The organism is Mucilaginibacter sp. (assembly GCF_965277465.1).
Lineage (GTDB): Bacteria > Bacteroidota > Bacteroidia > Sphingobacteriales > Sphingobacteriaceae > Mucilaginibacter.
Genome location: NZ_CBDICW010000002.1, coordinates 1,701,765 through 1,726,159 on the forward strand (window position 1 = coordinate 1,701,765; position 24,395 = coordinate 1,726,159).

The 24,395-nt window shown below is 41.1% G+C and carries 15 protein-coding genes; all 15 read right to left on the bottom strand.

The features are described from left to right. Positions 1 to 19 precede the first annotated feature (19 nt). Entirely contained in the window at positions 20 to 5,623 is a 5,604-nt protein-coding gene (locus ACQY4U_RS19835; RefSeq protein ID WP_428331194.1) for an alpha-2-macroglobulin family protein, read from the bottom strand. Positions 5,624 to 5,713: 90 nt separating this feature from the next. After that, positions 5,714 to 6,118, bottom strand: coding sequence for a hypothetical protein (locus tag ACQY4U_RS19840; protein WP_428331195.1), 405 nt, complete (start codon positions 6,116 to 6,118; stop codon positions 5,714 to 5,716). Positions 6,119 to 6,171: 53 nt separating this feature from the next. Continuing rightward, a complete protein-coding gene (gene topA / locus ACQY4U_RS19845; RefSeq protein WP_428331196.1) occupies positions 6,172 to 8,568 on the bottom strand; it encodes a type I DNA topoisomerase in 2,397 nt (798 codons plus the stop codon). A gap of 186 nt (positions 8,569 to 8,754) precedes the next feature. Then, entirely contained in the window at positions 8,755 to 9,843 is a 1,089-nt protein-coding gene (gene mnmA, locus ACQY4U_RS19850) for a tRNA 2-thiouridine(34) synthase MnmA (RefSeq protein ID WP_428331197.1), read from the bottom strand. 727 nt (positions 9,844 to 10,570) lie between these two features. Next, positions 10,571 to 11,818: a glutamate-5-semialdehyde dehydrogenase gene (locus tag ACQY4U_RS19855; protein WP_428331198.1), complete on the bottom strand. Its 1,248-nt coding sequence runs from the start codon at positions 11,816 to 11,818 to the stop codon at positions 10,571 to 10,573. Next, positions 11,812 to 12,891 carry a glutamate 5-kinase gene (gene proB, locus ACQY4U_RS19860; protein WP_428331199.1) on the bottom strand — a complete coding sequence of 360 codons (1,080 nt, stop codon included), beginning with the start codon at positions 12,889 to 12,891 and terminating at the stop codon, positions 11,812 to 11,814. Before proB ends, ACQY4U_RS19855 begins: the two co-directional genes overlap by 7 nt. 185 nt (positions 12,892 to 13,076) lie before the next feature. Then, entirely contained in the window at positions 13,077 to 13,838 is a 762-nt protein-coding gene (locus ACQY4U_RS19865) for a phosphate ABC transporter ATP-binding protein (RefSeq protein ID WP_428331200.1), read from the bottom strand. Further along, complete coding sequence (locus tag ACQY4U_RS19870; RefSeq protein ID WP_428331201.1) at positions 13,839 to 14,684, bottom strand: PstA family ABC transporter permease; 846 nt, start codon at positions 14,682 to 14,684, stop codon at positions 13,839 to 13,841. Then, a complete protein-coding gene (pstC, locus tag ACQY4U_RS19875; protein ID WP_428331202.1) occupies positions 14,681 to 15,568 on the bottom strand; it encodes a phosphate ABC transporter permease subunit PstC in 888 nt (295 codons plus the stop codon). The genes ACQY4U_RS19870 and pstC overlap by 4 nt, the downstream gene beginning before the upstream one ends. 82 nt (positions 15,569 to 15,650) lie before the next feature. Then, complete coding sequence (locus ACQY4U_RS19880) at positions 15,651 to 16,631, bottom strand: PstS family phosphate ABC transporter substrate-binding protein (RefSeq protein WP_428331203.1); 981 nt, start codon at positions 16,629 to 16,631, stop codon at positions 15,651 to 15,653. 10 nt (positions 16,632 to 16,641) lie between these two features. Then, positions 16,642 to 17,772 (bottom strand): porin, encoded by a 1,131-nt coding sequence (locus ACQY4U_RS19885; RefSeq protein ID WP_428331204.1) that lies wholly within the window; start codon positions 17,770 to 17,772, stop codon positions 16,642 to 16,644. 355 nt (positions 17,773 to 18,127) lie between these two features. After that, on the bottom strand, positions 18,128 to 19,210 hold the full coding sequence (locus tag ACQY4U_RS19890; protein ID WP_428331205.1) for an efflux RND transporter periplasmic adaptor subunit: 1,083 nt from the start codon (positions 19,208 to 19,210) through the stop codon (positions 18,128 to 18,130). A 1-nt stretch (position 19,211) separates the two neighbouring features. Further along, on the bottom strand, positions 19,212 to 22,448 hold the full coding sequence (locus ACQY4U_RS19895) for an efflux RND transporter permease subunit (protein ID WP_428331206.1): 3,237 nt from the start codon (positions 22,446 to 22,448) through the stop codon (positions 19,212 to 19,214). Positions 22,449 to 22,460: 12 nt separating this feature from the next. Continuing rightward, the gene (locus ACQY4U_RS19900) at positions 22,461 to 23,846 is read right to left on the bottom strand and encodes a TolC family protein (protein ID WP_428331207.1); all 1,386 of its coding nucleotides are present in this window, start codon (positions 23,844 to 23,846) and stop codon (positions 22,461 to 22,463) included. A gap of 106 nt (positions 23,847 to 23,952) precedes the next feature. After that, positions 23,953 to 24,324, bottom strand: coding sequence for a hypothetical protein (locus ACQY4U_RS19905; RefSeq protein ID WP_428331208.1), 372 nt, complete (start codon positions 24,322 to 24,324; stop codon positions 23,953 to 23,955). Between the last annotated feature and the right edge of the window lie 71 nt (positions 24,325 to 24,395).

Here is a 24,395-nt window from a genome sequence, read left to right on the forward strand (position 1 = left end):
ACTATTCTTCATTACTCTTCTACTTTATTACCTCAACCCATTGTCCTTTTATCAGAGCTGTTATTGAGTTATTATACATAGCCTCGCAATAAGTAGCCGGCAGGTAATATTTACCTGCATAGGCCGCATTCAGCATCACATAATAAGTAACCTCTTTTCCTTCGGGCAAACTGAAATAGGTATTCACCCGGTCGTCCCTTATATCCAGGTAGTCGTATGCTGATGATGCAAAGGCTTCTGTATTGTTGGTTAACCTTGTGTTTAATATTTCCCATCCTGACGGGAAGATCTGCGTAAGCGCCATATTATCATACCGCCCGCGTTTACCCGGATTTTTTATGGTTACCTGCGCAACAAAGTCTGTCCCCTGTTTCAATTTTCCGGGATCAACTTCTTTCCCTCCAAGGGTAAAGTAGCCAATGCGCATTGGTAAAACATCAGGGTTAATTTGGGTTTGCACATCCTGCCCCGACGATGGCTGGCCCTGCTGAACTAACCTGACATAGAGCTTGTTATTGCCACTATTTTTAAGTGATACTGTACCGCCATTAACAGCAAGCCCTGTTTGCCATAAATAGGATGGCGAACTAACACCTGCTTTTACAGCACCTGCCTGGTAGTTAAAGATCAGCTTTGAGGATGATTTGTTTTCGCCACAGTATTGGGCAATAGCAATTAAAGAATAGGCGGTAGTTTGCGTACTATACCAATCATCCTGCGATAACCTTAAAGCAACGGTACGCAATAAGCCTGCTGCCTGCTGTTGCTTGCCAAGCAGGGTCAGTGTTTCTAATATCATAGCCTCATCCCGCAGATCAGAGCCATAAGTTCCAAACATTGAATTATAAGGCTTTATGGTTAATGGCAATCCGTTAATCATCTGCAGGCCTATCTCCGGCTGACCGGCAAGTTTATAGGCAGCGGCCAAACGCCAGCGCGCCTCAATACTCAGATATTTAAATTCTCGTAAGCGGTTCATGGCGCCAAGTTCCGGCGAGTGGGCGAGCGCCAAAAGGTATAAACGATAGGCCTGCACTAAATCGGCCCCGTAAAAACTTCTTGAATCGGGTGCCCAGGTAACCGCTTTTTGTTTCTGGTATTTTTTCCACTGTTCAATAAACCCAAGCGGTAAGGTATAACCCTTTGCCTGTGCCGCTAACATAAAATGCCCGGCGTAATTGGTTCCCCAGTCATCAGCATCGCCCACACCCGGCCAGTAGCTTAAACCACCACTGCTAACCTGAAAGCCATTTAACCTGTTAATAGTCAGTTTAATATTGCGCTCTGTTTCTGCTTTTTGGCGTGGTGATAGATCCAATAACTGGTTTAAATACAATTGAGGAAAGGCTGACGAGGTTGTTTGCTCTACGCAGCCATAAGGATATTCAATTAAGTAATTTAAGCGCTTGGTAAGATTTAACGGCGGGATGGAAGCTACCTCCAAAGTAGCTTTGTTGGTACCGCTAATACCAATCGCGGTGTATGAAGCGCTCCAGCTTTCACCCGGCTTAAGTTCTTTCTCCTGTATTTTGGTGATAGGAGGGTTTGGATTGCGCACATTAAGCTCCACATCATAGGCAGCGGTTTCTTTTCCGCTTTTGGCGATGATCCTCACTTTGCCAACTCCTACAAAATCCTTAACGGTCAGATCAAAGGTTACCAACTGATCGCCGGTTTTATCAAAGCTGATTGTTTTTTGATTATTACCGGCCAGGTTGCTAAACATATTTGATTGTACCTGTAGGCTCACCGTTTTAACACTATTTTCCATTGCAAATACAGTTATTGGTAACTGGATCTTCTCCGACGGACCTAAAACCCGCGGCAGGGTTGCCAGTATCATCAATGGTTTTTTAACCGCGACTGATTTTTCTGCATGACCGTAGCTTCCGTTATTTCCGGCAATAACCATTGCCTTTACCGATCCGATGTATTGGGGTAATGTAAAGCTATGGGTTTGCTGCTCACCCTTATCTAAATGGAATGGCCCCAGAAACTTCACTACAGGTTTAAACCGGTTTACTGAAACATTGCGGTTAGTTCCGGCTGTGCCATCACCACCTATGCTTAAAATGCGTTCCAGGCCACCACCGTAAGCGCCGATGATATAGTCAAACAGATCCCATGTTTTTACACCGAGCGCTTCTTTGGCATAAAATGTTTCGTGCGGATCCGGATTTTTATAATTGGTAATATCCAGTAACCCTTCATCAACTATGGCTATGGTATAGGTCATTTCCTTGCCCGATGCCTCTGAAACCGTAATGTTTGATTGGGTTTCGGGCCTAATTTTATCCGGCATATTGATCACCGGTTTCAATATCGTTTCGGGATCATCTACATTTAGCGGGATAGCCCCATACATACGGATGGGCAGGTCATTAACGGTTTGCGCATGGCGCTGCAATAGCGTAACATTTACAAAAATGTTAGGCGCCATAGTTTCATCAATTTTAAAGGTATAGCGGGTTTGTCCTTTTTTAGTATCAATCCAAGTTGTTTTTAAAACCTTGCTGCCGTTTTCTAAACTGATCAATGCCCTGCCGTCAGAGCTGGTTGGAATCGTCAGTGTTGCATCATCCCCAACCTTGTAATTGGTTTTATCCGAAGTAAAGGATAACATGGCCGCTTCGGTAGGGTTGCTTTGTTGCAGCCTTTCCGACCAGTTTGGCCAGTCGATATACATTATTTTACCTGATGAGTGCCCGGTTGCCGGGTCTTTTACCCTGATCAGGTAGCGACCCCAGTCAGCCTGTTTAATATGCAGGTTCCATTTACCATGCCCATTGGTTAGTTTTACAGTTTCGGTTTTAATGAGCTTATTGTACTTGTCTTGCGTAAAATTGCTCATTTCATTGCCCGTTTCATCCCACCACCAGCGCCATTGTATTTTATAAAGTTCCAATTCAACGCTGTTTGATCCGCCTATGGCAACACCATTTACATTTACATCGGCAATATCAATGGTATTATCCCTGTCAGTATACAGCATACCCGAAAGGTCGCTGCCCTTAGGCGTTTTTATCCCCACATAACCCGGATAAACATTATAAGGCATACTTAATGATTGTATGCTGAAATTGCCGCCCGGTTCAAATACCTTCACTAAAAAGTTTGCAGTTAACTGCCCAGGTGCCTGTTTTTCAATATTGATATTTGTATTTACGGTCGCCTTACCTTCGGCATCAAGCCTGCCATCAAAAATGGTTTGGGTTTGTGTGGTAAAGGCAAGGGTAGGATCATCAAATACATAATCCTCATAATTTTTAAAGCTGGTTGTTTTGGGTGATAAAAAAGCATCGACCTTTGCTTTTAAATTTTGTGCCGTGCCGCCAAAAAGCCATTGTGCCGTTAGGTTTCCGTTTACCGAGCCGCCTTTAGTCAATTCTTTAGCACCATTAAAGTTTAGACCAATCTTTAACCGGTTGGGCATTATGGTTTCAATCTTCACGTTTTTTTGAAACGAAGCACCGCCCACTTTTACCTTGGCCGACCAGTTACCCGTAGGCGAAGCTGTTTCGGTAGCGGTATGAAAGCTGTAAAAGCCATCAACTGAATTTGTTTGGGTAATGCGGCGGTATAGTTTACCATTAGGGTCGTATAACTCAAATTGAACGGGGTGATCGGCAGGGAGGGTTTTCAGCTTATCTTCCAGTATGAACGACATAAATATCGAATCGCCGGGCCGCCATACGCCGCGTTCGCCATATAAAAATCCTTTAAGGCCGCTTTGTACCTGTTCGCCGCCTACATTAAAACGGGATAGAGGCAGCGAACTACCATCATCTAACTTTAAATAACCACGTTCTTTTCCGTTACGGGCAACTAACAGGTATGGCTTTCTTTTCATATCAAACCGGGCAAAGCCATCACCACCTGATGTGGTTTTGTAGATAACCTGTTTCTGGTAATCTAAAAGTTCCAGTTCAACGCCTGGCATTGGCTGGGCGCTTAATATATTGGTAACCGCCACTACCATGCTGTTATCGCTGCCCCGTTTCGCTATCAGGCCAATATTTGAGGCAATGATATTTCGGGTAGCCCAGCGTTCTCTTGTAAAATAGGAGTTGGTACAAGGATCATCACGCTCTTGCCAGTTAAATCCCTCCGGATAAAAACTGTCATATCTCGACCAAAAGTCATCATCCTCATCATTAATGGTACCTGAATTTGTACCAAAACGGCTGCTTCCATCCTCGCCATATCCTTCATTGTCATCAGCTTTTTTAACAGGGCCGCCGGCTTTACAGTTATAGATAGAATAATCTTTTCTAAACCCGATGATCACCCTATAGATAGCACCAGGTTCTGTACGTAACAGCTGGTCAATATCAAGCATAAACCGGTTCTTTTTATTCAGATTAAGGCTCTTATCCTCATCCAGGCGAATAGTTTTTTGTACTACAGGTTTACCAACGTGTCGTAATTCGTCGGCACCGTCAAAGCCATTGTTCTGAAAATACTGGGGTACATTGTTTTCGTAGATCTTTATGATGCTTACATCAACTGCGTTGAGATTAACCGCCTCAAATGGCATCATCAGTTTACCCGAATCCGGTAAAATAACCCCCTTACCCGGAATAGTTACCGCGGGCAGCCTGTTCTCGAAAAATACATTGGCACTATATGTTTTGTTGATCTTTTTGTGCGATATGTTTTCAACCCCTTCGTTTACATACACACTATAATCGCCCTGCAGTGTTTCGGGCGCATATATTTTAACGGTGCTGCCATCAATAGTATAAGCAGGCTCATTTACGTTATTAATGCCTATCAGTCCGTTTAATTCCTGCCCTATCATAATGGCGTCAGAAAATTGAACCAATACATATTGGTCATTATCCTGTACGGCACGAATATTTAGCACCTTAAAATCTCCAATAGCAGGTATTGAAAAATCCTGACTTCCTTTTTTATCTACATTTAAACTGCCGCCATCCCAGTTAACGGTTAACGGGTTTACTTTACCGTTTTCGCGGGTTAGCTGCGTTATAAAAAACTGGTGCGTTTTGGTTACCGGGTTATGCTGCCAGTTTATTTGAACTGGAGATGGAAAGTTGGCTGAGATAAGCTTTTCAATACTTGCAGGGTCTTCGTTATCAGCAGTTTGGATAACGCCGCCCAATTTCATTTTGTCTACAGATGTATTGGTAGCTGTTTGCAACCCGGTAAAGGTTACGGTAAAATCGGGCTTAATGGTTTGAAAGTTGAACTTAAAATCTTCAAAGTGTTCCGGGACCTTAGTGATCTTGCTTAATTTGAAATCGGCTGTATAGCTTTTGTTAGGATCCAGCTTTCCCTCGGGCCTGAACTCAATGGTTCGGGCATCCACCCAGTAGGCTTTACCTTTTATTGATGGCGAGAAATCGAAGATATTATCGCCTAATTGTGCATTTTGTTCATGGCTGGTTTGTATCTCGCTGGCCAGCCTGATGCGGATTGTGCTCTCTTTAGAGATAACCCCGGTTGTGTACGATTCAATATATTTCCCAAAAGCGGGGTCGATGAATGTTTTTTTATGATTATGAAAAATGATATAAGTGATAATAACAGCCAGTAAAAGAACAGAACTGAAGCTAATTAATCCTTTTCTGGAGAGGAAAAGGCCGTATGCGTTTTTCATTATAAGGTTTATTTATTATCATGTAAATTATAAAATTTATGATAACAAATAATGTTTTGCAAACAGATTTTTTGGATAGCAGATTGGCTGTTATAATATCATTACGCCAACCTTATTAAGCACGGGGAGTTTGATGAAATTTAGCTCAACAATGCTTTCGGGCAAAAAGATAAATTTTTTATCGAAGATCTCGTTGCCAATATAGTAGCTTAACCAATATTCATTATTAAGGCCAAATGTTTGCTCGTCGATAGGTTCAATAAGCTTGTATCCGCCGTTTTTAACCTCCGGGAACATGTGCCGAAGAGTAGAGGTCTTTACCTGTTCGCCATCTTTTTCGCCATAGCCCCTTGAGGTGATCAATACGTTTTCAATAGGGACGTTTTTAAGGTTAATTAAGTAAACGTACCATATTTTGCTTTCAACGCTTTCTTTCTCAAGCGCTACTGCTATAGCAATATCTTTTACTACGTTTTTGGGCAGGTCTTTTATCATAAACAATGAGGACTTTTTAACTATACCCCAATAACACAAAACGTTTATTAAAATTATTTCTTTTTGGCTGCAACTTTTTTCTTTGCAGGCGCTTTTTTAGCTGCGGGTTTTGCAGCAGCTACCGATTTACCAAACCGGCCTTTTTTGGCATCTTTAGGCATAGCATCAGCTAATGCTTTACACTCTTCAAAAGTAAGCGTCAGCGGATCTTTATCCTTAGGGATCTTAACGTTCAGTTTACCAAACTCAATATAAGGGCCCCAGCGACCATTTAATACTTTAACAGTTGCATCTTCATCGAAGGCTTTAATTAGCTTTTCGGCATCTTTTTTACGCTTTTCGTTAATTAGCTCTATTGCTTTTTCTTCGGTAACATCATGCGGGTCTATCTCTTTAGGTAAAGAAACGAATACTGAATTATGGCTAATGTAAGGGCCGAAACGACCTATAGCCACCTTCATTGGCTTGCCTTCAAACTCACCAACAACTTTAGGCAGCTTAAATAGTTCAAGCGCTTCCTCAAGCGAAATTGTTTCTATGCTTTGCCCTGTGCGCAAGCTGGCGTATAAAGGCTTGTACTCTTTGTCTTCATCATTTGCATTTTCACCTACCTGTACAAAAGGGCCATAGCGGCCAATACGTACAGATACTTTTGCACCACTTTCGGGGTGCGCACCTAATTCGCGCTCTCCTGTTGCTTTATCGGCAGTTTGAATAGTGCTTTCAACTTCTTTATGAAAAGGCGTGTAAAAATCACGGATCATATCCGTCCACTCGGTTAAACCTTGCGCAATTTCGTCAAATTGTTTTTCAACGCTGGCTGTAAAGTTAAAATCAACAATCCCCTTAAAGTATTGAACCAAAAAATCATTTACAACCGCACCAATATCCGTAGGGAAAAGTTTACCGCGTTCAGCACCGGTATTTTCAGTTTTCTCGTCCTTAACTATTTTATCGGCTTTAAGTGTTAAAACGCGGAAGTTTCTTTGTTTGCCATCACGTTCTTCCTTAACAACATAGCCACGGTTTTGTACCGTAGATATGGTTGGAGCGTAGGTAGAAGGGCGGCCTATGCCAAGTTCTTCTAATTTCTTAACCAAACTTGCTTCAGTGTATCTTGCAGGCGGGCGCGAAAAACGTTCCGTGGCCGTCATTTCCTGTAAAGCCAAGCGCTGTCCCTTTGTTAAAGGCGGAAGCATTGCATTTTCACCATCCTGAACATTATCTTCTTCATCATCGCTCGATTCCAGGTAAACTTTCAGGAAACCATCAAATTTCATTACCTCGCCATTGGCAACCAAATCTTCTTTACGGCTTGATATACTGATCTTTGCAGTGGTTTTCTCAAACTGTGCTTCGCTCATTTGCGAGGCTATTGCACGTTTCCATATCAGTTCGTACAACCGCATTTCGCCCGAATCGCCCTGTATGGTATGGTGATTAAAATAGGTGGGTCTTATGGCTTCATGCGCTTCCTGTGCACTTGCGTTTTTTGTTTTATATTTTCTGTACTGATGGTATTTATCGCCATAGGCTGATACAATTTCATCTGTTGCAGCATTTAAAGCGGTATCTGATAAGTTTACCGAGTCGGTACGCATATAGGTTATATGCCCTGATTCGTAAAGCTTTTGTGCTACCTGCATAGTACGTGATACAGAATAGCCTAATTTTCTGCTGGCTTCCTGTTGCAGGGTTGATGTTGTAAAAGGAGCAGCCGGCGAACGTTTAGCAGGGCGGGTATCTAACGACCTGACTTCAAAGTCGGCAGCTATACAATCCTGTAAAAACTTCTCGGCGTCTTCCTGCTGGCTAAAGCGCTCAGGTAACTCTGCTTTGAAGGCTTCTTTCCCCTTACCAAAAAGGGCTACTATTTTAAACGCAGCTTCTGATTTAAATTTGTTGATCTCGCGTTCGCGGTCAACAATTAATCTTACGGCAACTGATTGTACACGGCCTGCTGAAAGTGATGGTTTTACCTTTTTCCACAATACGGGCGATAGCTCAAAACCAACTAATCTGTCTAAAACACGGCGTGCCTGCTGTGCATTTACCAAATTATAGTCAATTTTTCTTGGTGTTTCAATCGCCTTTAAAATGGCTGGTTTAGTGATCTCATGAAAAACAATCCGCTTGGTTGAGGCATCTTTTAAATCCAAAGTATCAAACAAGTGCCAGGAAATGGCTTCACCCTCGCGGTCCTCATCCGATGCAAGCCAAACCATGTCTGCTTCTTTAGCTAATTTCTTTAACTCGCTGACTATTTGTTTCTTATCGGCCGGAACTTCGTATTTTTGTTTAAATCCGTTGGCAATATCAATAGCATCATCAGACTTAACCAAATCGCGGATGTGTCCGTAACTTGACTTTACCGTAAAGTCTTTGCCAAGGTATCCCTCGATGGTTTTGGCTTTCGCCGGAGATTCAACTATTAGTAGGTTTTTAGCCATTTAAGGAGTTATTTTTTGCAAATAAAACATAAAGAAAGCGAAACGCCAATATGTTTTTTGGATTGTTAAGATGTTTTGATGTTTAAACAATGAAAAATCAAGGCCTTTTTGGAATGAAGAATTTATACTTAAACTGCCAGGGGGAGCAGCACTTCAACCTCAAAAATTAAAACATCCGGTAAACTATTACATTAAAAAACCACCACCAAGCAAATCATTGCCTTCGTAAAATACAGCGGACTGGCCCGGGGCAATTCCCGATACTGAATGATGAAAATCAACCTTCATATGCTGTCCCATTTGTAAAATGGAGCTTTGCGCACCTGCGTCTTTATATCGTATTTTGGTAATGGCCTCTAATGGCTCATGAATGCTTTCGTATTTAACTAAATTCAGGTTCCTGACCCAGGCCTGCTTGCGTTCCAACTCATCAACGGTTCCTAATACTACGGTATTGGTATCGGGCTGTATGCTGGTAACAAACATAGGCTGCCCTAAAGCAATGCCCAAACCCTTACGCTGCCCAATGGTATAGAAAGGATAGCCCTGATGTTTACCCACTATGGTGCCATCTGTTAAAACAAAGTTACCGCCAGCTACGCGTTGCTCCAGGTCCTCAACTTTGTTCCTTAGAAACGATCTGTAGTCGTTATCGGGCACAAAACATATTTCATAGCTTTCGCTTTTACCGGCAAGTTCCAGCTGGCCCATATCTACAGCCATTTGCCTTATTTCGGGTTTAGAGAAACTGCCTAAAGGGAATTTTGTGCGGGCAAGATTTTTTTGTGATACACCCCACAATACATAAGATTGATCTTTGTTTTCGTCCTTGCCTTTTGATATAACATATCTGCCGCTATCCTGTAAGCGGATGTTGGCATAATGCCCGGTAGCAATAAATTCACAGTCTAATTTGTCGGCACGTTTTAAAAGGGCTTCCCATTTAATATGGGTGTTACATAAAACGCAGGGGTTAGGGGTGCGGCCGGCCAGGTACTCATCAACAAAATTGTCAATCACAAAATCGCCAAACTCATCCCTGATATCTAATATATAATGCGGAAAGCCATAACCGACTGCTAAAGCGCGTGCATCATTGATACTATCAAGGCTACAGCAGCCGGTTTCCTTTGAACTTCCACCCGACGAGGCATAGTCCCAGGTTTTCATGGTAAGCCCGATAACTTCATAGCCCTGCTCATGCAGCATAACTGCCGCAACCGAACTATCAACCCCGCCACTCATTGCCACTAATATCCTGCCATGCTTACTCATAATTTTGCAAAGATACCTTTTTGTGCTTTATATTAATAGTATACAAGTCAGGGTAGGGTAAAATGTATTTGATTGCTTATGTTAAGTTATTGATAATAGGCTAACAGATGACGTGTTTATTTAACTTAAGGGAAATAATAAAACTGATTATCTTATTAAGATATTTAATTGCTCAATAAGTTATTAAAAGGGACTGCTGCATTTTATTTTGAATCAACACATATTTTATTATGAAGGGGTAGGACTATAATTTCATAATTAGTTGCAAAACGTTAAATAAAAATTTGAAAGTTGTTAACATATCAACATTTTTCAGATAGATTAAAAATGGGCAGAAAACAGGCTTTAAGATGCTTTCAGAGCTGTTTTTTTTGCTTTTTGATGATGGGGTAAACTCAATTTATTAATTGTTTTTTTATGACTTTTACAGTTAATAAATGTAGTTGTGACCATTATAAAATTGATGTATCTTTTTTGTTAATAAATTCGTAAAAGTGAAGGAAGCTATTGTAACATCTGTATTACAGTTTTATATTTGGAATACCCTAATTAATTTAAATAATGAATACCCAATTAACTTTAGAACAAAAATTGCAAGGTGTGATTTTAGTGATTATTTGTTTTGTTGCTGTAGTGAACTACCTTGTAAGGTAAATTAAACAAAGTTGAAGTAATTTTTAAGGTGCTTATTCCCTAAGATAAGCACCTTTTGTATTTATAACATTTTTCAGGCTCTGATTTGCCCTTTACCTCTAACTATCCACTTATAGCTTGTTAATTCCTGCAAGCCCATTGGGCCACGTGCATGCAGTTTTTGTGTACTTATCCCAATCTCGGCCCCTAATCCAAATTGTGCGCCATCAGTAAATGCAGTTGATGCGTTTACATAAACAGCTGCGGCATCAACCCGGGTTAAAAAGTCTTCGATATGATCAGCATCTTCGGATATAATGGCTTCGCTGTGCTTTGAGCTATAATTTGCAATATGATCAAGTGCCTCCTCAAAACTATCCACTGTTTTAATAGCCATCTTCATCGATAAAAATTCTGTACCAAAATGTTCAGGCTTGGCCAATTGTAGTAAATTTTTAGGGTAGATGCCTTCAATGGCGTTATACGACCGCTCATCAGCAAATAGCGCTGTTTGTGTATCAGCAAGCCGTTCGGTTAACTTTGGCAGGTCTGGGAGCCTGTCGCGATGAATGATCAGGCAATCTAAGGCATTACATACGCTTACCCGGCGGGTTTTGGCATTAAATATAATAGCACTGCCTTTATCAACATCGGCACTTGTATCAAAATAGGTGTGTACAATGCCTGCGCCTGTTTCAATTACCGGTACCTTACTGTTGGCTCGTACATGGTTTATTAAACCCTGGCTGCCACGTGGTATTAATACATCAACATAACCAATAGCATTTAGCAAGGCATCCGTAGCCTCGCGCTCGGGTGGTAAAAGGGTAGCTATATTAACATCAATGCCGTGCTTTAATAAAACCTGGTGTATTAAAGCTATAATAGCCCTGTTAGAATGATCGGCATCGCTGCCGCCTTTTAAAATACAAACATTACCCGTTTTAAAGCATAACGAAAAAACATCAAAAGTAACATTGGGCCGGGCCTCATAAATAACCCCAACCACGCCCAGCGGAACACTGATTTTTGAAATAGCTAAGCCGTTAGGCTGTGTTTTTTGAGATAGGATATGGCCTAAGGGGCTATCGAGCTTTACAATACTATTTATCTCTTTAGCAATATCCTCAATACGTGCAGCTGTTAGTTTTAATCGGTCGTATTTAGGATCATCTGCATCCATCCGGTCAAGGTCCTTTTTATTTTCTTTCAGGATGTGATCGGTTTGTGCCACAGCTTCTAAAGCGAGATCACTCAAAACCCGGTTTATAGTAGCAGGATCAATGCTTTTACGACCGGCTAAGCGGGCATTTTCAAAATAGGAGGTGTAGTTGGCTAACATTCTAAATAAAGATAATCATAATGTACCAGGGGTTTTTGATTTTTTTTGCCGATCATCTCGTTTGCTTTGTCTGCTCCATATTCGGCAATTCCAAAGCCTATTAGCTTATCGTGCTCATCAATCAGCTTAATGATCTCCCCCTTTTTAAATTCAGTAATAATATTTACTATGCCAACTGGTAACAGGCTGGATGCTTTATTAGACGTGAGTGCAGTTTTTGCCCCATCATTAACCTGTACAACGCCCGTAGCAAAGTTGCCAGAATGTGCTATCCATTTCTTTTTGCCTGATGCATTTTTATTAGGGATAAAATGGGTGTGTACAGCTTTATTAGCCAGTACATCGGTTAAAATATTGTCTTTTGTGCCATTGGCAATATGCACGGCAATACCTAATTGCGCCACTTTTTGCGACATGGTTGATTTGGTGATCATCCCCCCACGGCCAAACTGCGACCGGTCCGAGCTTACAAATGCCGAAAAATCAATGGGGGTGCTGCTTACTTCTTCAATTATTTTAGCGCCATCGGTTGTTGGGTCGCCATCAAAAATACCATCTACATTGGTTAAAACAATTAGCGCCTGTGCATTAAGCATGGAGGCAATTAACCCGGCAAGCTCATCATTATCGGTAAACATCAGCTCGGTTACTGAAACCACATCGTTCTCATTCACAACCGGGATAACATTGTGCTGCAAAAGTATCTCCAAACAGTTTTTCATGTTGAGGTAATGCATCCTGTCCCTGAAATCTTCTTTAGTTACCAATACCTGCGAGCAGAGGATTCCGTATTGATCAAACAGGTTGGCATAGGTGTTAATTAATTTTACCTGGCCTATAGAAGCTAAAAGCTGGCGTGCCGCAACCGGATCATATTTATCTGAAACGGTGATCAGGCTTCTGCCTGATGCTACAGCTCCTGATGATACCAATATAACTTCATGACCTTGTTTTTTTATCTCGGCAATCTGCTCAACCAAGTGGCCAATCCGTTTCAGATCAGGCAGGCCATTTTTTTGGGTGAAAACATTTGAGCCGATTTTGATAATAATCCGATGGTAATTATAAGCCATTTTGATAGTAAAAGTTGCAATATACAAGGTATTTATATTGATTTTTACTATTTTATTATCATTTTTTCCTTAAGTTGATAGATATTGTAGTTTATTTATATTTTTTATATTGATTCTATCTTTATCTCTATATAATTACTGTTAAAGTTGTGTTTTACTGCTTAAAGTGATACTAAAATGATTGATTAACTAATAAATCCTTTTACATATTCCTTGGTCAATTCCTCTTTCGGATTAAGCAAAACTTCTTCGGTATGGCCAAACTCGATGATCTGCCCCATGTATACAAAAATAATATAGTCTGACACCCGGCGTGCCTGGCGAAGGATATGCGTTACCAATACGATTGAATATTTTTCTTTCAGGCTGATAAAAAGGTCTTCGATAATGGAGGTAGAAACCGGATCCAGGGCTGATGTTGACTCATCTCCCAAAATAATTTCAGGCCCAACTGCTAAACCCCGGGCCAGGCATAAACGCTGCTGTTGGCCAATTGATAAGCGGGTGGCCGATGCATTTAAACGGTCTTTAACCTCGTTCCATAGGCCGGTAGCTTTTAATTGTTCTTCAACCAATATATCCAGTTCCTGTTTTTTACGGATGCCATGGATGCGCGGGCCATAGGCCACGTTATCATAAATAGACATAGGCAAAGGATAGGGCCGTTGTGATAATAAGCCCATTTTTTTTCGGATATGGGTTACTTCGGCATTTGCTGCATAAATATCTTCGCCATCAACAAGTACTTTGCCCTCAATCTTTACATCAGGGGTATTGTCTAATAATCGGTTAAATGACTTTAACAGGGTTGTTTTACCACAGCCCGATGGCCCGATGATGGAGGTTACTTTTTTATCGGGGATATTGATGTTAATATCCTTTAAAATATGCTGTGCGCCAATGTGCACATTTAAATTCTGTACGCTTATATGTGGAGTTTTGGTCATTTAAATTTTATGTTTTGAATACTTTTTGATCAGTATATCAGATAATACCGTAATGATTAATACAATAATGGTTAGTATAAGTGCCGATGCATAGCCGCGGCCCTGTACTTCCTCTACCGGACTGCCAAGCTGAAAAAATATAGCCAATGGAAGTGTGGCGGCGGGTTCATGCAGTGATGTAGGGATATTATCACTAAAACCTGCAGTAAACAGAACAGAAGCAACATCGCCGATAGCCCTGCCAAATGATAACAGGATAGCGGTAAATATGCCTGGCCTGATCTGCCTTAAAATAACTTTTGACATTTCCCATCGGGTGGCACCTAAGGACAAAGTTGCATCGCGAAGCTCTAAAGGAACGGTACGGATAACTTCATCGAGCGTACGGACTAATATAGGGATCACCAGTAAGGTGACGGCTATAATACCACCTAACAGGGAGGCCCTGATACCAAAATAGATCATGATCAGGAAACCGAATGCACCATAAACTATGGATGGGATTCCAAACAAAACATCAAAGGCCATTCGCAAAGTATTAGACATGAACTTTTTGCCATCCATATACATATTAATGAATATCGCTACCGGGATGCTGATTAAAAGCCCCAATATGGTTGCGCCGCCCGCCACGTAAAATGAACCGATGATTGCATTTAATACGCCGCCCTCTTTACCAATATAAAAACCGCCGCCCGGTGTTTTGGTGATCATATCCAGGTTAAGGTAAGGGATGCCTTTATAAAATATAGTACCTACAATCAGGAAAAAACTGCCTGCAACAATAATGGTTGCAAGCACCATTAGTATCCTGAAAAATAATTCTTCTAATTTTCGTTTTCTCATGCGGCAAGTTTCCTTTCTAACCGGGTTAATATTACCCTCGATATAATGTTGAACAGCAGGATAATGATAAATAATAACAAAGCAGCAAACATCAACGCCGAATCATAAAGCGGGATAGAAAGCATCTCGCCATAGTTATTGGCGATCAGGGCTGGCAATGGGTACCCGGCATCAAAAACAGAATGAGGTACAATGGCATTATTTCCGCAAACCATTAGTACGGCAATGGTTTCGCCAAAGGCCCGGGATATGGCTAATACGGTTGCAGCAATAATACCTGGCAAAGCCTTTTTCAATACTACCTTTTTAATGGTTTCCCATTTGGTGGCTCCTAAAGACAACGATGCATCTTTTAATTCCTGCGGGATAGTTAGCAGTACTTCGCTAATAATGCTTACAATAAGTGGGAATATCATTACCGCAAGCACAATACCGCCGGCCAATACACTGTAGCCGGTTGAGAACTCCACAAAATGTGGCGCTATATGGTCTTGAATCAATGGGATGATAAACAGCACCCCCCAAACACCAAATATTACAGGCGGAATACCCGATAGCAGGTTTACAAACGGTGTAAGGATCCTTTTTATACGGGTAGGGGCATATTCAACTATATAAAGAGCCGTTAAAAGGCAAAGTGGCAGGGCTATAATTATAGCTATACCAGTTACCCAAAGTGTACCCATTATAAAAGGGTAAAAGCCAAACAGACCTTTTAATGGTTTCCAGATACTGGTGGTGATCAGCTGCCCCCATGATAGTTTTTGAAGTAGCGGGATTGATTTATAATATAAACCGATACCAATAACCACTAATAAAGAAACTGATGCCAGCGTTAACACCAGCATCAGCTTTGCTATAATTTTATCTTTTAATAAACGCATGTTTGTTGACCAGGCTGATTAAGATGGAGGGGGATGATTAATTAAATGACTGCACTCAATTAATCATCCCGCTGATCCATATTTAATTTACCTTTTTCAGTTCCTCCTGAATTTTTATTTTTGAAAGAGCGATGTAACCATTTTCGTCAACATCCTTTTGCCCGGTGGTTAAAACATATTTTACAAACTCAATCAATTCCTTTTTCTTTGGTTTGCCTTTAAACAAAAAACCAAGGTTACGTGCCGGTGGCGAAGGATATTTACCCGCTCCTATAGCTTCAGTTAATTTGTCAATCGTATCATAAAAGTTTTCATCGGCATCAATTTTTCCGTTACCATTTACATCAATAGGCAGGGCATGTACACCAGCCACCTGTTTGCGTGTTTTAAGGTCATACAGATAAGCAATATTGTTATAACCAATTGCAGTTGGATCCCTTTTTACCGCTTGTGCTAATCCTGGATCGCCATAAACACCAACACCCAACAGGTCTTCCTGCTTTTTACCAAAATATTTGGCCCAGGTTTCGCCTGCACCGGCAGCATCCGATCGGGTATAAACATGGATAGGTGCAGCCACTTTTCCAGCTACCTGTTTCCAGCTTTTGATACTGCCCGAAACAAATATGTTTAGGAACTGATCTTTTTTAACGCCTTTGGTAAGTAGTTCAGCCGCATTCGGGTTAGCTGTATTAAAGGTAGGCACAACCGCATCTTTGGTTACATAAATAGTATATGCACCTTTTTTAACTTCGGCTGGGTCAATATCCCTTGATGCAAGGCCAATATCAACTAAACCTGAAAGCGCATCTGTTATGCCTTTGCCTGCACCACCTGCCGAAATGTTAAACTTTACATTGGGGTGCAGTTTCTTAAATTCGTCGGCCCACTTAACCGTAATAGGATAAAGAGCAAATGCGCCCGATATACTTATTGTGCCTTCTAAATCATCAACCGGTGGTTTAGGAGCGCTTCGTTTAACAAACGAAGAAACAACTACCAGGAGGCCTAATGCAACCGTACTTACTATAAGTATCTGCTGCTTAAAAAATGCTTTCTTCATTATGCTTTATTTAAAAGGTTAATTGTAACTGCGTTTCAATAATGTTGTTTTTAACTTGTGTTATTTCTTCGCGACGGTCAATATAATCTAACGTTATGCGGGCCCAGTTGTTAAAGTAATAGTTTACACCACCTGTATAATAATTAGTGCGATCGGTTTTTACAATCTTATTAGGATCATAGGTGTCGTATTTAGCAGCTAATTGCAACCTCTTCGGGATCACGAAGTAGGTAGCCTGGCCAAACCAGCCATCTCTTTTAATAGCGCCATCAGTTCCTTTGTCATATTCTGCCTGTATGGCCAGACCGCCAATTACATAACGGGCATCAAAGCCGCCACGGTTACGTTTTTGATTCTTTGCAGGCGTTCCATAAAACCCTACACCATTATAAAAGTTACCAGATATATCCAGGTTTTTAATAGGGTGAACAGTTAACCTGCCAACAATATCCTTGCGGCTGTTGTTATCGGCCGTTACATCATACCCGGCTCCATTAAATACTCCAAATGTATAATCAAACAGGTAATGCTCGTTTAATTTTGCAAAACTGCCACCAATCTGGATACCAATGTCACGACCATTTTGATTGCCGATAACATCTGCCGATCTGCCTGCAAGTGCATTTACAACCTGCGAGCGATCAATAAAATCAAGCTGGCTATCAGAAATCAAGCTTTCTAACGAGAAAGGGACTTTAAACTGGCCTGCTGTAAATTTCAAATAATCGGCTATTTTATAAGTTGTATAAGCATCCAGCAGTTTGGTTGTTCCGGCAAATTCGGTATATACCTCATAGTTCCAGTTATCATTAATATCACCCTTAACATCCAAACGTGCACGGTGCAGGCTAAACGAATTGTTGAAGCCCGATTGCTGGAATCCCTGGTATTCGGTTTGCACCAAACCGCTTATTTGTAAAGCGCGGGTGCCAATGGTTATATTATGCTGATTAGCTTTATCTTTTTTGGCTTGTTCTTTTATCGCCTGATCGGCACGGATAGAGTCGGCTTCCTGCTGGCTCAATACATTTTTTTTGATCAGGATATTCAGAAGATCCTCATTTTGTTGTGCTTGTGATGTTATAGTAGTAAAAAGTATACTCAAAAGGAGTACAGTTCTGATTACGTAAGGTAATTTCATGTGTTAAGTTTAGACGTGAAAATTGTGATTAAATACTAAGGTTGTTTGCTTTAAATTGATGGAGTGATCAACAGCAACACATATAGCTACCTGTTATTAGGGCGTAACAAGGTGGGGTTAAAATGTACTGATTGTTTGATTTAAGGGTTTTCATTTTTTCTTTTAATTCTATAATATCTACCTATTTAGTAGTGTAAAAGTATGTGTAATATTTTAATTCACAAATGTTTATTTAAAAAAATATAATTAAATTGAATTTATACTTATTAAGTAACTGATAATTAATTATTTGTAAAATAAAAAAGCCAGCAGCTTTTTATAGCTACTGGCCGGATAATAATAAATAATTGATAATTTATTGCAGGTCGTCGCCCTGCTTTATCTCGTCAGAGGCGTGAAGCACTACTTTATCATTGGCTTTAAGGTTACCGAATACTTCGGTAGCATCATTGCTTGTTAATCCTTCTTTAATTTCAACCAGATCGGCTTTGCCGCCATTGTTCCTAATCACGTATTCTTTTTCTGTAGACCTGATGATGGCATTATTTGGAACCAGTAATGATTTTGCGCCTGATAGCATCGGGATCCTGACCTCGGCATACATACCCGGTTTTAAGTTCCCGTTTTTATTAAGTACATCTATCTCAATAGCTTCAGACCGCATACTACCCAAAGCGTTTGCCGAACGGCTGATCTTAGCCGTTTGCTGTTGCCCAGGCATGGCATTGAATGTGAAGGTTACCGGTTGATTTAAATCTACCTTATCTACATAATCCTCCGGAATGTAAACCTCCAAACGCATTTTATGAATATCCTGCAGGATCAGCATTGGCTGATCAGTCGCTTTTCCCGGTGCAACAAGCGCGCCTGGCGAAACATTACGCTGAATGATCATACCATCAAATGGCGCATAAATACGCAGGTAGCCCTGCATGGTTCTTACCGAAGCTACATTAGCGTATTCGGACTGTGACATGGCTTCATCAGCCCTCATTTTTGCGGCGGCATTATCAATATCCAAAGGTGATACAGAACCGGGCTCTTTAGCTGCTTCAATTAACCTTTGATATTTTTCTTTACTGGCAATAGCATTTTCTTTGGCCTGTAAATAGCGTGAATTAGCTGCCTGTAATTGTGATTCCATTTCAGGGGCTTCTAAAATAACCAGCAGCTGTCCTTTTTTAACGATAGAACCCCTGTCAACAAGCATTTGCTTTACAAAGCCATTCACTTTAGGGAATAAATTAACTTCATTAAAGGATACTAATTGCCCCGGCAAGCGTGCCGAACTTGACAATGCCTTTTCAGATACATTGGCAAATTTATATTTACTGGTATTTTGCTTTGTTTGTGCAGTTAGATCTACCGGTTTTTGGTTGCCTGAGCAGGCAGCAAACAAACCGGTTATGGCGATTAACAAATAATTTCTGTATTTCATGTTATTTGATGTTTAAAGATGGGGTTATAGGTGATTCCTCGGGCATTAAGGATGGTTCATCATAAGTGGTTTTGTTTTGCATCCACGAAAAAACCAAGGGTAATATAAACAGGGCGGCAAGGGTTGATGCAAATAAGCCACCAATAACAGCGCGGCCAAGCGGTGCAGTTTGTTCGCCTGCCTCGCCCATGCCTGATGCCATTGGGATCATTCCCGCTATCATAGCTAAACTGGTCATTAAAATGGGGCGTAACCGGATGGATGCACTGGTGATGGCTGCTTTCGTGGAATCCCTGTATTCTAACCTTAATTTTTCGGCATTGGTAACGATCAGGATTGCATTGGCAACGGATACACCGGTTGACATGATCATTCCCATATAGGATTGCAGGTTAAGGGTTGAGCCGGTAAGCAGCAATGCGGTTAGTGAACCCAATATTACCGCTGGTATAGTTGATAAAACCGTAAGTGATACCTTGAACGATTGATAATTGGCTGCTAACAGCAAAAAGATAACCAAAATAGCAAAGCCTAAACCGCTTTGTAAGCTATCCAGCGTTTCTGTTAACAAGCTCGACATGCCGCCAATCTGCGCCAATAAACCTTTGGGTGGTGTTCCTAATGATTTTACTGCTTTTTGCACATCAGCGGTTGCAGTACCCAAATCTTTTTTATAGATATTGGCACTGATGGTAATAAACCTTCGCGGGCCGCTGCGGTCATATTCGCCGGGTTGATAGGTTGTCTTAAAGTCTGCAACATCAGCAAGGGTAGGGCTGCTCTGCCCTTTTACCAAAGGTATTTCCTTCAGTTCATCCATCGTGTTCATAACATATTCAGGTATTTGAACCTGTACCTGGTAGGTGTAAGCATTTTTATCATCCAGCCAAAGGTTTTTCTCTGTAAAACGGCTTGATGATGTACTTGCGGTAACTGAACGCGAAATATCTTTAACGTTCAACCCAAATTGCGAAACTTTCAGCCTATCCAAAGTAATAGCAATAACCGGGAATTTTAAAGGCTGATCAATCTCCACATCGCGCAGGTAGGGGATTTGTTTCAGTTTGGCTAATACCTTATCGCCGTAGGCCTCAATTTGCTCCATGTTTTTGCCTGCAACCTGTACTTGTATAGGTGTTGATGCACCCTGGCTCATGATCTTTTCAGTCATATCTATAGGCTCAAAGCTGATGGTCATCTCGGGTATTTGCGCTGCAATATTCTTGCGAAGCGCATCTTTCAGCTCATCCATGTTCACCTTATAATCTTCATCAAGATTTACTTGGAGCACGGCTTCGTGTGTGCCTGTATTAAATACATAAAGGTTACTGCTACCAAAGCTGCTGGGTATTAAACCAATGTAGCCCGATGTTATTTTTACATGATGATCTACCGTTTTATCAATGATCTGTAAAACCTGTTTAAACTTATCTTCGGTACGTTCAAGCCGGGTTCCTTGCGGTTCTTTTAGCCTGATCTGGAACTGACCATTGTTTAGCTTGGGCATCATGTCCTTCCCAATAATCACAAAACCGGCCCCGGCAAGTACGATCACCAAAACCAAATAAACAGGAACTATCAGTTTTTTACGCGGCATTAAGCGGGTAATGATACCGATGAAACGGATCTTCACTTTTTCAAACAGATCGTTTTCCTTTGGATGATCTTCTTCTTCTTTTTGATGTTTATTAACCTGCTGCTCTTCATTTCTATCCAAAGCCTCACCAGCGTGTGCATGTATTTCGCCATGCTCATAATGCTGGTAGCGTTCGGCTTTTATCATCCAGTTACTTAATATAGGTACTAAGGTTTGGGCAATAACGTATGATACGATCATGGTTAAACCGATAGCCATTGATAGTGGCAAAAACATAGCCTTAGGTACACCATTCATCAGGAATGAAGGAGCAAAAACAGCGAGGATACAAAGCAATATCAGCAATAACGGAAAGGCAATTTCCTCGCAGGCATCATAAATAGCCAGCCGTTTTGATTTACCCATCTCCAGGTGCTGATGTATGTTCTCAATCGTAACAGTTGCCTGATCTACCAGGATGCCAATTGCCAGCGCCAGCCCGCTTAGCGTCATGATATTAATGGTTTGCCCAAATAAACTAAGTAATAATACACCTATTAATATAGATACCGGTATGGTGATCACCACTATAAGACTGCTCCGCCAGTCGCGAAGGAAGAGCAGTACCATCAACCCGGTTAGTAAAGCGCCGAGCCCACCCTCGGTCATTAAACTTTTTACGGCATTTACCACAAAAACCGACTGGTCAAACTCATACGATATTTTTACATCGTCAGGCAGCAGGTTCTGCATTTCGGGCAGCTTGCTTTTTAAATCCTGAACCACCGTCCAGGTAGACGCGTCGGCAGTTTTAACTACCGGGATATATACGGAGCGTTTTCCGTTTATCAAGGCATAATCTACCGTAATATCTGCCGCATCGCTAACCCTGGCTATATCCTTAACATAAATTGGTACCCCATTTTTAGTTATTACCGGGATGTTACCAAAATTATCCGCGGTTTTTATCAGAGAGTTCATGGTGGTTAAGTACATCTGATTGCCCAATCTAAGGTTTCCTGATGGCGACATTACATTGAATTTGGATAAGGCATCAACCACCTCATCGGGCGTAAGGTTAAAGCTGCGCAGCTTATTCGGATCAACACTAAGAATGATTGACCTTGCATTTGAACCAAATGGCGGCGGAGCTGATAACCCTGGGATGGTAGCAAACATGGGCCTGATGCGGGTTGCGGCCATATCATAAATATCTTTCAGGCTTTCGCTTTTACTATCTAAAACTAATTCGCCCACCGGTAATGAAGAGGCATCAAAACGTATAACCTGTGGGGGTAAGGCACCCGGCGGAAAAAAGCTTTGTGCCCTGTTAACCTGCAAGGCAACCTCGGCCGAAGCTTCGGCCATGTTGGTGCTTTCGTAAAAGGAAAGTTTAACAAGGGTTAAACCCTGTATATTTTTACTGCTTATATTTTTTACACCGTTAACATACAAAAATTGATCCTGCAGGCGGGTAGAAAAGAAACCCTCCATTTGCTGGGGCGACATGCCTCCGTACGATTCAATGATATATATAGTTGGCAGGTTTAACTGCGGAAAAATATCTATCGGTATTTTTATTGCACTAAGCACTGCAAAAATCAAAAGGCTCATGGTTACCACCACTACGGTGATAGGCCTTTTCAGTGCGGATGTGACCATTGACATAGTTGATTATTTTAATAAGTTTAAAACTGTATTTACCTGGTTTTGGGTAATGGCCTTTTGGAACAGGGCATTAGCATACGTGTATTTAGCCTGCATATAATCTGTTTCTGCACGGTATAGAATATTTAGTGCAGCATCAAGCTCCACTATATCCGTTAACCCATTTTTATAAAGGGAGAGTTTCTGCCGGTAACCATCATTGGCTGCCTTTAACTGATTGGGAATCTCTTTTAAGCGTTCTAAAGCGGTTTGCATTTCTACATCAGCCTGGCTTGAGCTTACAGAAAGTAACTGCTGCTGCTCCTGTAGCTTTTTCATAGCATATTGTGTGCTGGCTTTTTGGGTACGGAGCTTCAGTTGTTTTCTGCGCAGATCAAACAGGTTGTAGGATACACTTAATCCAACCAGGTAATTTCCCCGGTCAAAACCATAACCGTTGCTTATACTGTTGTACTGGCCGCTGGCATTAACGCTGGAAGCTCTTTCCCAGGCCGCCGCATCCAATGAGATCTTTGGGTTATATAATTTTTTTACAAGATCTTCTCTTTGCAGGCTGTTTTGGTAAACTGACCTGTAAAAGTTAATGATGGGATGATTAATAGTATCAGGTGCAAATAATGCTGCTGATGGTTGATTGATCAGTGCTGCCTCAACAGTACTATCGGGCACAATAGATTGATAAGGCAATCCCGTAACTGCCGATAGTTGCAACTGTACCTGTTTAAGCTGATTATTCAGTTCGATATAGTTTAAGCGGGCCTTTGAAAGCTCTGCCTCGGCAATACTGGTATCAACACCGGCACGTATACCACTTTTAGCAAGCGATTCTATCGATCTTCTGATCTGCTGGTTACGCTGAATATTGCGTACTTGTATAGCCAAAAAATCCTGCAATCGAAGCAGTTGCAGGTAATCACCTATGGTATATGCCTCTAACTGGTATTTTGATTGTGCAAACTGATTTTGCTCAACTTTAATATCTGAATTGGCTACCTTGTTTTGCGCACCATATTTGCCAAAGTTGTAAATCTCCCAATCCAGGGAGGCTATGCCCAGGTTATCGCCAACGGCGGTTGTAACATTGGTATTATGGATGCCTCCGGAGCTTGACGGGATTATTCCAAAGCCAAAATAAGGTCCGGTTGTATTATTACTGGTACCAACATCGGCCTGATAGTTGAGCTTTAAATTAGGGAGCCAGCTGCTGCGGGTTTCGGCAGCTTGTGCCTGGCGGATAAGTATTGCGGCAGAATCAGTAAGCAGCGTTGGCGCTTTTTGATCCGCGCGGTTCAATAATTCTTTTAAAGTTATCGGGGTTGATTGCTGGGCCTTTGCTGTTATCGCCAATAATAGCAATAACGCAATGCCAAAGCATCGTTTTAAACTTAACATTTGAAATTGAAAATTAATTATTATGAAATTTATTATTGGAAAAGCAGTGTGGTGTTAACCAACTGTCTAAAAATTATCGCATTAAGCGATCATTTTCCAAAAAAGATCAAATAATCAATATGCCATTCAGTAAATAGGCATCATCGGGCGGGGATAGGCTTTGATTAAGCTTACGTAAAAAATTAGAGGCAGCACTTTTTACCGTACTGAAAATAGCAGGGAAAAGGATGCCTAAAAGAAAATCAAATCGTAAAAAAAACTGTTTAATTGGATCGGCCAGTTTTTTCTGAACGGATATTATATCAGCATTACTGTCTTCGGCGTATTCCTGTTTGCGTTTGGTAAATGCTTTTACAAAGATGTTTTCATCAGCAGGAGGGTGATTACGGCTAAACATACCAAAGCCTAAAAAAGGCTTTGCAACCAATAGCAATACAGCAAAACAGAAATATAATTTAGCTGATTTTAAATGATCCATGTTTTTTAACCGCAAATATCACTTGCCATATATGTTGTACAAAGTTCACCACAATTTGTTCAATAAACCAA